Origin of the sequence: Roseomonas acroporae (assembly GCF_023223525.1) — a bacterium.
GTDB classification, from domain to species: Bacteria; Pseudomonadota; Alphaproteobacteria; order Acetobacterales; family Acetobacteraceae; genus Roseomonas_E; species Roseomonas_E acroporae.
In genome coordinates this window covers 1-13555 of sequence record NZ_JALPRX010000016.1, presented here as the reverse complement: position 1 = coordinate 13555, position 13555 = coordinate 1, and the positions used below count along the sequence as shown (strand labels likewise).

Annotated in this window: 10 protein-coding genes and 1 tRNA gene; 7 read left to right on the top strand and 4 right to left on the bottom strand. The window is 74.1% G+C overall.

Annotated features, from left to right (window positions below):
- Positions 1 to 290 precede the first annotated feature (290 nt).
- The 3 genes from M0638_RS04745 to M0638_RS04735 all read right to left on the bottom strand — a co-directional run bounded on the left by M0638_RS04745 (position 291) and on the right by M0638_RS04735 (position 4791).
- Positions 291 to 1346, bottom strand: a complete 1056-nt coding sequence (locus M0638_RS04745; RefSeq protein WP_248665815.1) for a TauD/TfdA family dioxygenase — start codon at positions 1344 to 1346, stop codon at positions 291 to 293.
- Between the two features lie 189 nt (positions 1347 to 1535).
- Positions 1536 to 3719 carry an amylo-alpha-1,6-glucosidase gene (locus M0638_RS04740; protein WP_248665814.1) on the bottom strand — a complete coding sequence of 728 codons (2184 nt, stop codon included), beginning with the start codon at positions 3717 to 3719 and terminating at the stop codon, positions 1536 to 1538.
- Between the two features lie 4 nt (positions 3720 to 3723).
- On the bottom strand, positions 3724 to 4791 hold the full coding sequence (locus M0638_RS04735) for a glycosyltransferase family 4 protein (protein ID WP_248665813.1): 1068 nt from the start codon (positions 4789 to 4791) through the stop codon (positions 3724 to 3726).
- 383 nt (positions 4792 to 5174) lie between these two features.
- Here M0638_RS04735 and M0638_RS04730 point away from each other — a divergent pair, with 383 nt between their 5' ends.
- Both M0638_RS04730 and M0638_RS04725 read left to right on the top strand, forming a co-directional pair.
- Positions 5175 to 5582, top strand: a complete 408-nt coding sequence (locus M0638_RS04730; protein ID WP_248665812.1) for a low affinity iron permease family protein — start codon at positions 5175 to 5177, stop codon at positions 5580 to 5582.
- Positions 5583 to 5622: 40 nt separating this feature from the next.
- Positions 5623 to 5784, top strand: a complete 162-nt coding sequence (locus tag M0638_RS04725) for a hypothetical protein (protein WP_248665811.1) — start codon at positions 5623 to 5625, stop codon at positions 5782 to 5784.
- Between the two features lie 219 nt (positions 5785 to 6003).
- On the opposite strand, the gene M0638_RS04720 is transcribed toward M0638_RS04725, so the two are convergent.
- Positions 6004 to 6240 (bottom strand): CsbD family protein, encoded by a 237-nt coding sequence (locus M0638_RS04720; RefSeq protein WP_248665810.1) that lies wholly within the window; start codon positions 6238 to 6240, stop codon positions 6004 to 6006.
- Between the two features lie 239 nt (positions 6241 to 6479).
- Here M0638_RS04720 and M0638_RS04715 point away from each other — a divergent pair.
- The 5 genes from M0638_RS04715 (at position 6480) to M0638_RS04695 (ending at position 13508) form a co-directional block, all read left to right on the top strand.
- Positions 6480 to 6555 (top strand) — tRNA-Asn (locus M0638_RS04715).
- A gap of 145 nt (positions 6556 to 6700) precedes the next feature.
- A complete protein-coding gene (locus tag M0638_RS04710) occupies positions 6701 to 7861 on the top strand; it encodes an alpha-D-ribose 1-methylphosphonate 5-triphosphate diphosphatase (RefSeq protein ID WP_248665809.1) in 1161 nt (386 codons plus the stop codon).
- Positions 7858 to 8550: a DUF1045 domain-containing protein gene (locus M0638_RS04705; protein ID WP_248665808.1), complete on the top strand. Its 693-nt coding sequence runs from the start codon at positions 7858 to 7860 to the stop codon at positions 8548 to 8550. The genes M0638_RS04710 and M0638_RS04705 overlap by 4 nt, the downstream gene beginning before the upstream one ends.
- Before the next feature lie 274 nt (positions 8551 to 8824).
- Positions 8825 to 10642 carry a gamma-glutamyltransferase family protein gene (locus M0638_RS04700; RefSeq protein WP_248665807.1) on the top strand — a complete coding sequence of 606 codons (1818 nt, stop codon included), beginning with the start codon at positions 8825 to 8827 and terminating at the stop codon, positions 10640 to 10642.
- A gap of 97 nt (positions 10643 to 10739) precedes the next feature.
- Positions 10740 to 13508, top strand: a complete 2769-nt coding sequence (locus tag M0638_RS04695) for a bifunctional acetate--CoA ligase family protein/GNAT family N-acetyltransferase (protein ID WP_248665806.1) — start codon at positions 10740 to 10742, stop codon at positions 13506 to 13508.
- Positions 13509 to 13555: the final 47 nt, after the last annotated feature.

Genomic DNA, 13555 nt, shown 5'->3' with positions numbered 1-13555 from the left:
ACAGATATAGCGGAATTCTATCTCCGCTGCCGCAGCCTGGACGAACCCCGTTGCCGGTCCCGAGGTATCCGGGCATGGCGATGCGAGCCGGAACACCGGCCCGGACGAGCGGAATGGCGGGTGTCGGCGCGGCGGCGCGGAGCAAGGTCCGCGCGAGCGGGATCGCGCCGGCGCGGCGGTCGTCTCCCCGCGGCGTGCCGGCGCACGGAACCGAGCCGGCACGCCGTGCCGTCGCCCGTCCGGCCCGGGCTCCGGCGCCTGCCCGGGGGACTCGGCCGCCCGGTCCGGACCTACGCCGGCACGGGCGGCGCCGCCTCGGCCGCGAGCCGCTGCGGAATCCCGTCATGCTCGCCGAAATCGGGCGCCAGCTTCCGGCGCTCGGGGAAGGAGAGCCACAGCCGCACCATCAGCCGGCGCCGTGCGGGCTCGGCGAAATCCTCGAAGCCGGTGCGGGAATGGGCGGTGACGTAGTTGTTGCAGAACTGCATGTCCCCGGGCTCCAGGTCCATGTCGAGGCGCAGTTCCGGGTCCTCGGTCAGCCGCGTCATCAGCTCCAGCGCCTCGGCCTCGGCCGGCTCGTGCGGGATGCCGGTGCGCCTCACCGCCATGTCGATGGGCGAGCGGATGAAGCGGCAGCTCAGCAGGCCGTCCTGGCGGCTGAACACCGGGATGCGGTGCGGCGTCACCCCGTCCGGCCGGTCGGCGGCCTCGCGCTCGCCGTAGCGGTAGCCGCGATACAGGTAGGGCAGCAGGTCCGGGCGGGTGCGCAGGATCTCGTCGTGCACCGCCATGGTGCTGACGATGCTGGAGAGCCCGCCCGCCTTCGCCTTGCGCTGGCAGAGCAGGCCGACGAGGTCGCAGCGATCGGTGTGGTAGGGCAGCCGGGCGTTGGTCTGGTAGCCGCGCGTGTTGGCGGCGCCGTAGGTGCGGCCCTGGTCGAAGACGTGGCCGAGCAGCTCGCCATGCGCGTTCTGCGAGACCGGGCTGCCGAGCCAGGTGCCGATGCCCCAGAAGATCGCCTCGCGCTCCGCCTCGTCGAAGCGGTCGGCGGGCAGGCCGCGGATCAGGAAGAAGCCGCGCCCGAGCCGCGCCTCCTCGCGCAGCGCCGCGAGACGGGGGCCGAGCGTCGGCAACGGGAAGTCGTCGCGGGTGATGGCGGTGGTGGCGAGGCCCCTGCCCTTTTCCCCGTCGCGCTCCCCCTTGGCCCGCGCGACGGCCAGCGCCGCCGCCAGCTCCTCCACCTCGTCGGCCCCGAGCCAGTGGATCCAGGCCGGGTCCCCGACCAGATCGGCGCCGCGCCAGACGCTGGCATCGGCCACAGGCCGGAACTCCGGTGTCTCATTCATGGCGCCTCTCCCACTCCCGGCTTCCTTCCAGGCTAGAGCGGATCGCCGGCGGGCGGATACGCCCGGCGGCGTGAATCCGCGCCGGGAACAATCGAGCTGCAGCGAACCGCAGTCCCGACCGGACTGCGGTTCGCTGCAGCCCGGATCGGCGGCCGGCGTGAGTCGGGGCGGGTCCGGGGGCCGCCGCCCTCAGGTGATGACCGCCACCTCGACGTCGCCCTCCCGGCGCAGCACGCTCACCGAGACGCCGCTCGGGTGGAATCGGCGCAGCAGCACGTCCACCGAGGCGTCGCCGAGCCGCAGGTTCTTCAGCCGCACCCATTCCAGCCATTGCGGCAGCACGCTGCGCTCGAAGCGGATCTGCCGCGCCTCCGGCCGGAAGCCGATGCCCAGCATGGCGCCGAGCGCGGCGAAGGCGGTGGCGCTGGCCCAGGCCTGCGGCAGGCAGGCGACCGGGTAGGCGGTCGGCCCCTCGCCGGGCCGGCGGGGGAAGCCGCAGAACAGCTCCGGCAGGCGCTTGGCCTCGGTCCAGATGGCGGAATCGAACATCCCGCCCAGCAGCCGCAGCATCGGGCCGTGCAGCCCGTACCGGGCCAGCCCCATGGCGATCAGCCCGTTGTCGTGCGGCCAGACCGAGCCGTTGTGGTAGCTCATCGGGTTGTAGCGCGACTCGCCCTCGGCGACGGTGCGCACGCCCCAGCCGCAGAAGAAGGACGGCTCCAGCATGGTCGCGGCCATGCGCGCGGCCCGCTCGGGCCCGGCGATGCCGGTGAGCAGCGTGTGGCCGCCATTGGAGGCGCGGACGCGGCAGGGCTGCCCGGAGCCGTCGATCGCCAGGGCGTAGAGGCCGAGTTCCTCGCACCAGAAGCGCGCCTCGAACCGCTCGCGCAGCCGCGCGGCGCGCCGCTCCAGCGCCCCGGCGCGCGGCGCGTCGCCGAGCAGCCGCGCCAGGCGTGCCGCGCCGTTCCAGGCGCCGTAGGCGTAGGCCTGCACCTCGGCCAGGGCGATCGGCGCCTCGGCGAGCCGGCCATCGGCATGGAACACCGCGTCGTGGCTGTCCTTCCAGCCCTGGTTCAGCAGCCCGTTGGAGGCGCGACGGTCGTAGGTGAGGAAGCCGTCCCCGTCCGGGTCGCCGTGGCATTCCATCCAGCCCAGCGCCGCCTCGACGTTGGGCCACAGCGCGCGCACCAGGGCGAGGTCGCCGGTGCGGGCGTGATAGGCGTCGAGCAGCACCACGAAGAGCGGCGTGGCGTCCACCGAGCCGTAGTAGAGGCCGAAGGGAACCTCGCCGAGCGCCGCCATCTCGCCCTTGCGGGTCTCGTGCAGGATCTTGCCCGGCTCGGCATCCAGCGCCGGATCGAGCCTCGTCGCCTGGCGCGCGGCGAGGTAGCGCAGCACCGCGCTCGCCAGGGTGGGGTCGAGCCAGAGGCATTGCAGCGCGGTGATGAGCGAGTCGCGCCCGAAGGCGGTACTGAACCAGGGGATGCCGGCATAGGGGAAAGGCCCCTCCGGCGCGCGCGTCGCCAGCATGTCGAGGTCGGCGCGCGAGCGGTTGATCCAGTCGTTGAAGGATTCGTTGGCGGTGTAGATGTCCACCACCTCGTCGCGCCGCCGGGCGGTCCACTCCTGGTGCGTGGCCAGCCAGCCGTCGAGGCCGAGGTCGCGCGGCGGCGGGGCGCCCTCGCGCTCGCAGCGGCAGGCGATGTCGATCACCCGCTCCTCGGCCGGGGCGAGGCGAAGGCGGTAGCGCACCTCCGTGCCCTGCGCCTCGTCCGGTGGCGGCGCGAAGCTCAGCCGGCTCCGGCGCGTCACGCCGTCCAGCCCGCGGTAGCCGAGCAGCACGCCGTCCGGCAGCGTCTCCGGCGGCAGCAGCGTGCCGCGCTCGGGCCGGTGCATGCCGCGCACCTCGAACAGGTCGGCGAAGTCCGCCGCCTGCTCCAGGTGCAGCTCGAACTCGATCGGCTCGGCGCCGAAATTGCGCAGCGTCAGGCGCTGGTGCAGCACGCCGTCGCCGCAGACGAAGGATCGCTGCAGGTGGACGGTGTCGCGCATCATCTGCAGCTGGCCGCGCTGGCCGAAATCCGGGTTGGTCAGGTCGATCGACAGCAGCGCGTTGTCCTCGCTGACCATCGAGGAGAGCAGCAGCGGCCGCTCCCCGTTGATCCGCAACGCGATGCGCGAGAGGTAGCGCGTGTCCTCGTGGAACAGGCCCTCGGCGGTGGCGGCGTGCCACTGCGCGTCGCCGAAGAGGTCGAGCACCACGAAGGTGTTGCCGCTCTTCAGCGTGCGTGGTCGGGCGATGGCGAGCGCGGTCGCCGCCGTGGCGGCGATGGTGAAGCTTTCCTCCGCCGACTCCGCCTGCGCCGCCGCCATCAAGTCAGGCGACCCGCAGCTGCGGCCGGCCGGCCTGGGCCAGCTTGCGGTACAGGGCGAGGTAGTCCTCGGCCATGCGGCGCGCGCTGAAGCGGGTCTCGAAGGTCTGGCGGATCGTGCCGCGGTCCAGGGAGGCGAGGCGGCGCACCGCGGCCACCGCGCTGATCTCGTCCTCGACGATGAAGCCGGTCACGCCATCCTCCAGCACCTCGGGCACGGAGCCACGGTTGAAGGCGACCACGGGGGTGCCGCAGGCCATCGCCTCGATCATGACGAGGCCGAAGGGCTCCGGCCAGTCGATCGGGAAGAGCAGGCCCGCCGCGCCGCCGAGGAACCCGGCCTTCTGCGACTCGCCGATCTCGCCGATGAACTCCACCTGGTCACCGGCCTCCTCGATCAGCGGCCGGACCGCCGTTTCGTAATACTCTTCATCGACCCGGTCCACCTTCGCGGCGATGCGCAGCCTCATGCCGGTGGCGCGGGCGATGCGGATGGCGGCGTCCGGCCCCTTCTCGGGCGAGATGCGGCCGAGGAAGGCGAGGTAGCCGTCCTGCCGGCGGCCCTGCGGCAGCGACGGGCGCAGCACGTCGGTCGGCAGCCCGTGCAGCACGGTGCCGGCCCAGTTCACGCCGTGCAGCGGCCGGCGCTGGGAATCGGAGATGGAGACGAACGGCGCCTCGGGATGCGCGGCGAAGAGCGGCGCGATCTCGGGCAGGTCCAGGCGGCCGTGCAGGGTGGTCAGGAAGGGCACCTCCACGCCGCGCATGGCGAGGAGCTGGAGGTGGTCGATGTGGAAGTGGATCACGTCGAACTCGTGCGCCCGCCGCACGACGCGCGAGACCTGGAGCACGGTGGGCGCCAGCGTGTCGCGCACCGACGGGTCGAGGCGCAGGGCGCAGGGGACGATGGCGTCCAGCTCGGCGGCGGTCACGCTGTCGCCGCTGGCGAACAGCGTGACCTCGTGGCCGAGGGCCACCAGCTCCTCCGTCAGGTTGGAGACGATCCGCTCCGTGCCGCCATAGAGCTTCGGGGGAACCGCCTCAGCCAGCGGGGCGACCTGCGCGATACGCATGCTCACACGACCTCCTGTGACCGGGAAGGCGAGACGCAGGCCGTATCCGGCCCGCCCTGGTCAACGGCGCCGCGCGCCGGCCGTTCCCGTTCGTGTACGCATCGTATCCGGGCCCAACGTGGCGCCTTTGCGGCACGCTTGCGGCGGAAATGACGGCGGCCCGGCTACACGGCGAAGCCGGCGGCCCGGCCAACCGGCGGAGGCCGGAGATCCGTTCAGCCGGCGGAGGCTGGCCGGCCGGCGCCTTCCACCCGGCGACGCGGCGGGCCGGCGCCGGAAACGCTACGGCCCGCGGGCACCGGCGCCACCCTCGCGAGTTAAGGCGTCACGGATGCCGCCGTGCCGGGACGTCGGCCCCATCTTCCCGAACGGATCGCCATGCCATGACCAATCTGTTCTCCCGGATCGCGCACGCCACGGCGCGCCAGGCCGGCCGGCCCTACGCCTTCGTCGGTGCGTGCCTGCTGGTCGTCGTCTGGGGCGTGACCGGGCCGCTCTTCCACTACTCGGACACCTGGCAGCTCGTCATCAACACCGGGACCACCATCGTCACCTTCCTGATGGTGTTCCTGCTGCAGCACACGCAGAACCGCGACACCCAGGCGATCCAGCTCAAGCTGGACGAGCTGATCCGCGTCACCCAGGGGGCGCAGAACAGCCTGATGGCGCTGGAGGACCGCACCGAGGAGGAGATGGAGGCGGTGCGCCACCGCATCGCCGACCTCTGCAACGACGACACGGCCGACGGGCGGCCGGACCTTGCCACCGCCGCCGGCTCGCCGGCAAGCTGAGGGCATGCCGGAGGTCGGCGGAGCACGTTCCATGCGGCCCATGCGACGCGGTTTGTTCGCCCTTCTCCTCCCGCTTCTCGCGGCCGCCTGTGGCGGCGGCGTGACGCAGGGGACGCCGAGCGAGCGCTGCGAGGCGAATTTCAGCCCGCTCGGCCCCGGCGGCACCGCGTCGACCACGCAGCCCGCCACGCGCGGCTGCTGAACGCGGCCCTGCGCCGCCCCTCGGCGGGCCGTGGCGGACGGGCCATGACGGACGGGCGCGGCGGGCGAGCGAGGGGTCCGCCCGCGCCATCCGACGCGGGCGGGATCCCTGCCACACCCGGCCTGATGCCCATCTCGGCATCCGCCGGCCCGCCCGGGGCGAAACCCCTTCCCCGCCTGGCGGGTCGGACGATCCCGCCGCCCGGGCCCGCCACCCGTGTCAGACGATCCTTGAGCGGCCCAGCAGGTATCCGATTCCCAGGCCGATCAGCACCGAGGTCACCGGCTGGTCCCGGATGAGGTCGCCGAACCGGCCGATGGCATTCTCGGCCTGCCCTTCCGCCTGGCGCAGCTTGCCGCGCGACTGCAACCGCGTGTCGCCGGCCAGCCCCCCGACCGCGTCCTGCACCTTTCCCATGGCATCCTTGGCCATGCCGGAGATGCGATGTTCGTCCATGCCTGTCCCCTGTCCTTCCTGCGGCACGCCCCACGCTGCCCCGGTTTCGGGCAGGGGGCGGCCGTATCCCCGGAACGCCCGGAACGCCCGGCGGATCCGGAGCGGGGCGCGGGCGGCCCGCGAAACGGCATGGCCGGCCTGCACTCTCCGGGGGCGAGGGTGATTTTCCCGCCGGAAAGGCCGGCAACGGGGCTTTCCCCCACCGGGCGGCTTTGCTATACGCCCGGCCGCGCCGCTGATCCCCGATAGCTCAGTTGGTAGAGCAAGCGACTGTTAATCGCTCGGTCGTAGGTTCGAGTCCTACTCGGGGAGCCACCGCCCTTCCGGGCCCGCCGGGCTCCGCGACGGCGCCCATCCCCGTTCCGGCCTCGTCGGCCCTGTCCCGCCGAGGCGTGGTGTCGCGGAAACGTCGCGGCGCCGGGGCTCCGCAAGGGCGTCGATTCATGGCAAGACCGGGCGCGTGACCGAGAGACTCCTCCCACCCGCCGAAACCGTCCTCACCAACGCGCTGCTGGTCCTGCCGGACGGGGTGCACCCCGGCACGCTGGTGCTGCGCGGCGGCCGCATCGCCGAGGTGCAGCCCGGCCGCTCCCACCTGCCCGGCGCCGAGGATTGCGAGGGGGATCACCTGATCCCCGGCCTCGTCGACCTGCACACGGACAACCTGGAGCGGCAGGTGCAGCCCCGTGCCTCCGCCCGCTGGCCCTCCCGCTCCGCCCTGCTGGCGCACGACGCGCAGACGGCGGCCGCCGGCGTGACCACGGTGTTCGACGCGCTCTGCCTCGGCGATCTCGGCTTCGATCCCGGCCGGGTGCAGACCTGCCGCGACGGCGCGGCCGATCTCGACGCGCTGGCCGGCACCGGCGCCCTGCGCGCCGAGCACTTCCTGCACCTGCGCTGCGAGGTCCCCGCCCCCGACCTGCCCGGCGAGCTGGACGCGCTGGCGGGCCATCCGCTGGTGCGGCTGGTCAGCCTGATGGACCACTCGCCCGGCTACGGCCAGTACGCCGACCTCGACCGCTACGTGACGCTGCGGCGGATCGGCAACGACCTCAGCGTGGCGGATGTGCGCCGCAAGATCGAGTCGCTGGTCGAGCGCCGCGCCCTGCTGCGCGACAGGCAGCGCCGCGCCCTGCTGGAACGCTTCGCCGGCACCGGCATCCCGCTCGCCAGCCACGACGACCGCACGGAAGACGAGGTGGCGGAGAACCACGCCGACGGCATCGCCATCAGCGAATTCCCCGTCACGCTGGTGGCGGCCGAGGCGGCCGCGGCCGCCGGGATGCGGGTGATCGCGGGCGCGCCGAACCTCGTGCGCGGCGGCAGCCACTACGGCAACGTCGATGCGGCGACGCTGCTGCGCGCCGGCCTCGTGGACAGCCTCGCCAGCGACTACGTGCCGGCGGCGCCGCTGGAGGCCGCCTGGCTGTGCGGCCGCGCGGTCGGAATCGCGTTGCACGAGGCCGTCGCGATGGTCAGCGACCGCCCGGCGCGGATGGTCGGCCTGACGGACCGGGGCCGGCTTGCCCCGGGGCTGCGCGCGGATCTGGTGCAGGTGCGCACCGTGCACGACCTGCCGGTGGCGAGGCGGGTCTGGCGCGAGGGGGAGCGCGTGGCATGAACACCGCCGGAACCGCGCGCGTCGCCCTCTACTGGGCGCCGGAGCTGGACGACCCGCTGCACCATGCCGCCTCCGCCTGGCTCGGCCGCGACGCCGAGACCGGCGCCGCGCTGGAGCAGCCGCCCCTGCCCGACATCCACGCCATCACCGCCGAGGCGCGCCTCTACGGCTTCCACGCGACCCTGAAGGCGCCGTTCCGCCCGCTCGCCCCCTGGGCCGAGGTCCGCGAGGCGGCGGCGGCGATGGCAGCCGGCATCGCGCCCTTCGACCTGCCGCCCCTCGCCGTGGCGGAACTGGGCGGCTTCCTGGCGCTGCGCGAGGCCGCCCCCTGCCCGCCCCTGCACGCCCTGGCCGACACGGCGACCGAGGCGCTCGACCGCTTCCGCGCCCCGCCCACCGAGGCCGAGCTGGCACGCCGCCTTGCCGCCGGGCTCGGCCCGTCGCAGGAGGCGATGCTACGGCGCTGGGGCTATCCGCACGTCTTCGCCGAGTGGCGCTTCCACCTGACGCTGACGCGGCGGCTCACCCCGGCGGAACGCGACCTGTACCGCCCGGCGGCCGAGGCCTGGGTGGGGCTGGCGGCCGGCCGGCCGCGCCGCGTCGGATCGGTCTGCCTGTTCACCCAGGCGGCGGCGGGAGCGCCGTTCCGCATCGCCGAGCGGTTGCCGCTGGGTGGGGCCGGGGGCTGAGCGGACAGAGGCAAGGGAGGGCTTTGCCCTCCCCTGCACCCCTCCCACCAAAGGGCGAAGCCCCTTCGGAAACCCCATTTGATTGGTAATACCAGCAGCTTGCACCATCGCGCGTCCTGACGAACGGGGTCTGGGGCCTCCCGGCCCCAGCGGATGGGTCCAGGGAAGGCAGAGCCTTCCCTGGTGGGGCCCGGGGCGAAGCCCCGAGTCCCGTTGACCACCACGCTCCGCCTGCCCCAATTCCCCGCACCACCCCGTGCGAGGCGAAGCAACGATGGCAACCACCCCGTCCCCCTCCTGGTCGCCGCCCGGCTTCACCACGCGCCCCGAAGTCGCCGGCACCTTCGGCGCCGTGGCCTCCACGCACTGGATCGCCTCGCAGGTCGGCATGGCCGTGCTGGAGCGCGGCGGCAACGCCTTCGACGCGGCGGCGGCGGCCGGCTTCACGTTGCAGGTGGTCGAGCCGCACCTGAACGGCCCGGCCGGCGACTGCCCGATCATCCTCCACTCGGCGGCGCTCGGCGCGCAGCAGGTGATCTGCGGCCAGGGCGTGGCGCCGGCGGCGATGACGGTCGCGCATCTGCGCGGCGATCTCGGCCTCGACCTGATTCCCGGCACCGGCTTCCTGCCCGCCATGGTGCCCGGCGCCTTCGACGCCTGGGCGCGGATGCTGCGCGACCACGGCACCTGGACCCTCGGCGCCGTGCTGGAATACGCGATCGGCTACGCGGCCAACGGCGTCCACTACGTGCCGCGCATCCGCGCCACCATCGAGGGCGTGCGCGCCCTGTTCGAGACGGAATGGCCCAGCTCCGCCGCGCTCTGGCTGCGCGACGGCGGGCCGGAGCCGGGCGGGCTCTACAGCAACCCCACGCTCGCCCAGACCTATGCCCGCGTGGTGCGCGAGGCCGAGAGCGCCGGCAGCGACCGCGTGGCGCAGATCGACCGCGCCCGCGACGCCTGGTATCGCGGCTTCGTCGCCGAGGCGATCGACCGGTTCTTCCGCGAGAACGAGGTGATGGACACCTCCGGCCGCCGCCATCGCGGCCTGCTCACGGCGGACGACATGGCGCGCTGGGAGGCGCCGGTCGAGGAGCCGCTCGCCTACGAGTATCGCGGCCACACCGTGCTGAAATGCGGCCCCTGGAGCCAGGGGCCGGCCTTCCTGCAGCAGCTCGCCCTGCTCGACGGCTTCGACCTCGACGCGATGGACCCGCTGGGCCCGGAATTCGTCCACACCGTGGTGGAATGCGCCAAGCTCGCCTTCGCCGACCGCGAGGCCTATTACGGCGACCCGGACTTCGCCGACGTGCCGATGACGCAGCTTCTCTCGCCGGCCTACAACGCCGTGCGGCGGAAGCTGGTGGCGCACGAGGCCTCGCTGGCGCTGCGGCCGGGGCAATTGCCGGGCTTCGCCGCCTGGGTGGACCACGAAGCGGAATCGCGCATCGCCCTGCTCACCGGCAACGCCGCCGCCGGCGAGCCGACCGTGGCGAGGCTCGGCGCGGTGGGCGGCGACACCTGCCACCTCGACGTGATCGACCGGCATGGCAACATGGTCTCGGCGACACCCTCCGGCGGCTGGCTGCAATCCTCGCCCGCCATCCCGGCGCTGGGCTTCGCGCTCGGCACGCGCGGGCAGATGTTCTGGCTCGACGAATCCCTGCCCAACGGGCTGCTGCCCGGCAAGCGGCCGCGCACCACCCTCTCGCCCTCCATGGCGCTGCGCGACGGCCGGGCCTGGATGAGCTTCGGCACGCCAGGCGGCGAGCAGCAGGACCAGTGGAGCGCCACCATGTTCCTGCGCATGGTGAACCACCGGCTGAACATCCAGCAGGCGATCGACCTGCCGAGCTTCCACACCGAGCACTGGCCGAGCAGCTTCTGGCCGCGCGTCGCCCGCCCCGGCAAGCTGGTGCTGGAAGGGCGCTTCCGCGATTCCGTGGCCGGGGATCTCTCGGCGCGCGGCCATCGCGTGGAGATGAACGGCGAATGGTCGGAAGGCCGGCTCTCGGCGGCGCGGCTGGAGGAGCGGCAGATCCGCGCCGGCGCCAACCCGCGCGGCATGCAGGGCTACGCCGTGGCGCGCTGACAGGTTCGGGCAGCGGCGAAGGCGGCCGAGCCGCCACGCCCGCCGCGGGGGATGGAACGACCAGCAGGCCGCGACCTGCCTCGCCGGAGGGCTGACCATGACCGTACGCAACCTCGATGCCCTGTTCGAACCGCGCGCGGTGGTGCTGGTCCGCGACGGCGGCGAGGCGGATGCGTCGGGCCGCACCCTGGCCCGGAACCTGGAGGCGGGCGGCTTCGCCGGCCGCATCATGCACATCGAGGGCGAGGCGACGCCCGACGCCGTCGCCGCCCTGCCCGAGAAGCCCGACCTCGCCATCCTGGCCACCCCGGCCGCCGTCGCGCCCGCGCTGGTCGCGGCGCTCGGCGCGCGCGGCTGCCGCGCCGCCATCGTCATCCCGCCCGGCTTCGGCGAGGGCGGCGACGCCGAGGGGCTGGCGCTGCGCGACGCGCTGCTGCGGGCGGCGCGGCCGCACACGCTGCGCCTGCTCGGGCCGAACTGCGTCGGCCTGCTCTCCCCCGCGCACGGGCTGAACGCCAGCACGGCGCACCTGATGCCGGCGCGCGGCGACATCGCCTTCGTGGCGCAGTCCGGCGCCATCGCGATGAGCGTGCTGGACTGGGCGGCCGGGCGCGGCATCGGCTTCTCGCACGTCGTGACGCTGGGCGACATGGCCGACGTCGATCTCGGCGACGTGCTGGACCACCTGGCGCTCGACCGCGGCACGCGGGCCATCCTGCTCTACGTCGAGAGCGTCACCGAGGCGCGGAAATTCATGTCGGCCGGCCGCATCGCCGCGCGCGCCAAGCCGGTGATCCTGGTCAAGGCGGGCGGCAGCGAGTCGGGGGCGCGCGCCGCCCTCGCCCATACCGGCGCGCTGGCCGGGGCCGACCTGGTGCAGGACGCCGCCTTCCGCCGCGCCGGCATGCTGCGGGTCGCGACGCTGCGCGAGCTGTTCGACGCGGCCGCCACGCTCGGCACCGGGCTGCGCGTGCGCGGGCCGCGCCTGACCATCGTCAGCAACAGCGGCGGCGCCGGCGTGCTCGCGGCGGATGCGCTGGAGGCCGAGGGCGGCGTGCTGGCGCCGCTGACGGACGCGGCGCGCGAGGCGCTGGACGCGGTGCTGCCGCCGCACTGGTCGCGCGCCAACCCGGTGGACCTGACGGCCGACGCCTCGCCCGAGCGGCACGCCGAGGTGATCGGCATCCTGCGGCGGCACGGCCAGCAGGATGCGATCCTGGTGCTGCACGGCCCGACCGGCACCGCCGACGGCACGGCGGTGGCCGAGGCGCTGGCGGCGCTGCCACGCGGCGGCGCGCCGATCCTCGCCTGCTGGGTCGGCGAGGCGACGGCCGAGCCGGTGCGCCGCTTCCTCTCGGAGAAGCGCATCCCGGCCTACGAGATGCCCGAGGAGGCGGTGCGCGCCTTCATGCACCTCGTCCGCTACCGCCGGAACCAGGAGCAGCTCATGCAGACCCCGGCGGCGGGGACCATGGCGACGCCGGCCGAGCGGGAGCGCGCGGCCGGCATCCTGCGCCGGGCGCTGGACGACGGCCGCACCGTGCTGACGGAGCCGGAGGCCAAGGGCATGCTCGCCGCCTACGGCGTGCCGGTGGTGGAGACGCGCATCGCCGCCAACCCGTTCGAGGCCGGGCAGCAGGCCCGTGCCCTGTCCGGGCCGCTGGCCAGGGCGCTGCCGGGCGCCCCGGGGACGCCGGTCGTGCTGAAGATCCTCTCGCCCGAGATCACGCACAAATCCGATGTCGGCGGGGTGCGGCTGGACCTGCGGGGAGCCGCGGCGGTGCGGCTCGCCGCCACCGAGATGCTGGAGCAGGTGGCGGCGGCGGCGCCGGGTGTGGCGGTGGCGGGCTTCACCGTGCAGCCCATGGTCGACACCCATCACGCGCCGGAGCTGATCGCCGGCATCGCCACGGACCCGGTGTTCGGCCCGGTGATCCTGTTCGGTGCCGGCGGCATCGCGGCGGAGGTGGTGCGCGACCGCGCCGTCGGCCTGCCGCCGCTCAACCTGCCGCTGGCGCGCGAGCTGATCGGGCGCACCCGCGTCTCGGCGCTGCTGGCGGGCTACCGCAACGTGCCGGCGGCGGATCTCGACGCCCTGGCGAAGACGCTGATCCGCCTCGCCGAGCTGGCGATCGACCTGCCCGGATTGCGGGAGTTCGACATCAACCCCCTGCTGGCCGATGCGAGGGGCGTGGTGGCGCTGGACGCGCGCGCCGTGGTCGGCCCGCCGGCGCCGGACGGATCGCGGCGCCTCGCCCTTTCCCCCTATCCCGCCGAGCTGGAGCGGGAGCTGGTGCTGGGCGACGGGCGGCACCTGTGCGTGCGGCCGATCCGTCCCGAGGACGAGCCGGCGCTGGTCGAGATGGTGGCGCGCTGCACGCCGGAGGATCTGCGCCTGCGCTTCTTCGGCGCGGTGCGGATGCTGCACCACGAGATGGCCGCGCGGCTGTCGCAGATCGACTACGACCGGGAGATGGCCTTCGTCGCGCTGGAGCCCGGCCAGGGCGGGGAGATCCTGGGCACGGTTCGGATCGTGATCACGCCCGACGGCGAGGCGGGCGAGTACGCGGTGATGGTGCGCTCCGACCTCAAGGGCATCGGGCTCGGCTACCGCCTGATGCTCGTCATGCTCGACTTCGCCCGGCAACGCGGCCTGCGGCACGTCTATGGCGACGTGCTGCGCGAGAACACGACGATGCTGCGCATGGCACGCAACCTGGGCGGCAAGATCGGGCGCTCGGAGGAGGACGAAGGCATTGCCAAGGTCGATTTCGACCTGGCGGCGCTGCCTTCCGGCGCCGGGGCGGCCCTGTCGGCCGAGGCCGGGATCGGGCCGTCCGGCCGGGCCACGCCGCGCGACGGCTGACCGGGCGGCCCGGCCGTTCACGCGGCACGGTCCCGGGGGGGGGGGGG

Bases quoted from the DNA above. Each gene is read 5' to 3' on its own strand.
- M0638_RS04695 (WP_248665806.1), top strand. From the start codon at position 10,740: ATGACCGTACGCAACCTCGATGCCCTGTTCGAACCGCGCGCGGTGGTG.
- M0638_RS04720 (WP_248665810.1), bottom strand. From the start codon at position 6,240: ATGGACGAACATCGCATCTCCGGCATGGCCAAGGATGCCATGGGAAAG.
- M0638_RS04700 (WP_248665807.1), top strand. From the start codon at position 8,825: ATGGCAACCACCCCGTCCCCCTCCTGGTCGCCGCCCGGCTTCACCACG.
- M0638_RS04705 (WP_248665808.1), top strand. From the start codon at position 7,858: ATGAACACCGCCGGAACCGCGCGCGTCGCCCTCTACTGGGCGCCGGAG.
- M0638_RS04730 (WP_248665812.1), top strand. From the start codon at position 5,175: ATGACCAATCTGTTCTCCCGGATCGCGCACGCCACGGCGCGCCAGGCC.
- M0638_RS04735 (WP_248665813.1), bottom strand. From the start codon at position 4,791: ATGCGTATCGCGCAGGTCGCCCCGCTGGCTGAGGCGGTTCCCCCGAAG.
- M0638_RS04745 (WP_248665815.1), bottom strand. From the start codon at position 1,346: ATGAATGAGACACCGGAGTTCCGGCCTGTGGCCGATGCCAGCGTCTGG.
- M0638_RS04725 (WP_248665811.1), top strand. From the start codon at position 5,623: ATGCGACGCGGTTTGTTCGCCCTTCTCCTCCCGCTTCTCGCGGCCGCC.
- M0638_RS04740 (WP_248665814.1), bottom strand. From the start codon at position 3,719: ATGGCGGCGGCGCAGGCGGAGTCGGCGGAGGAAAGCTTCACCATCGCC.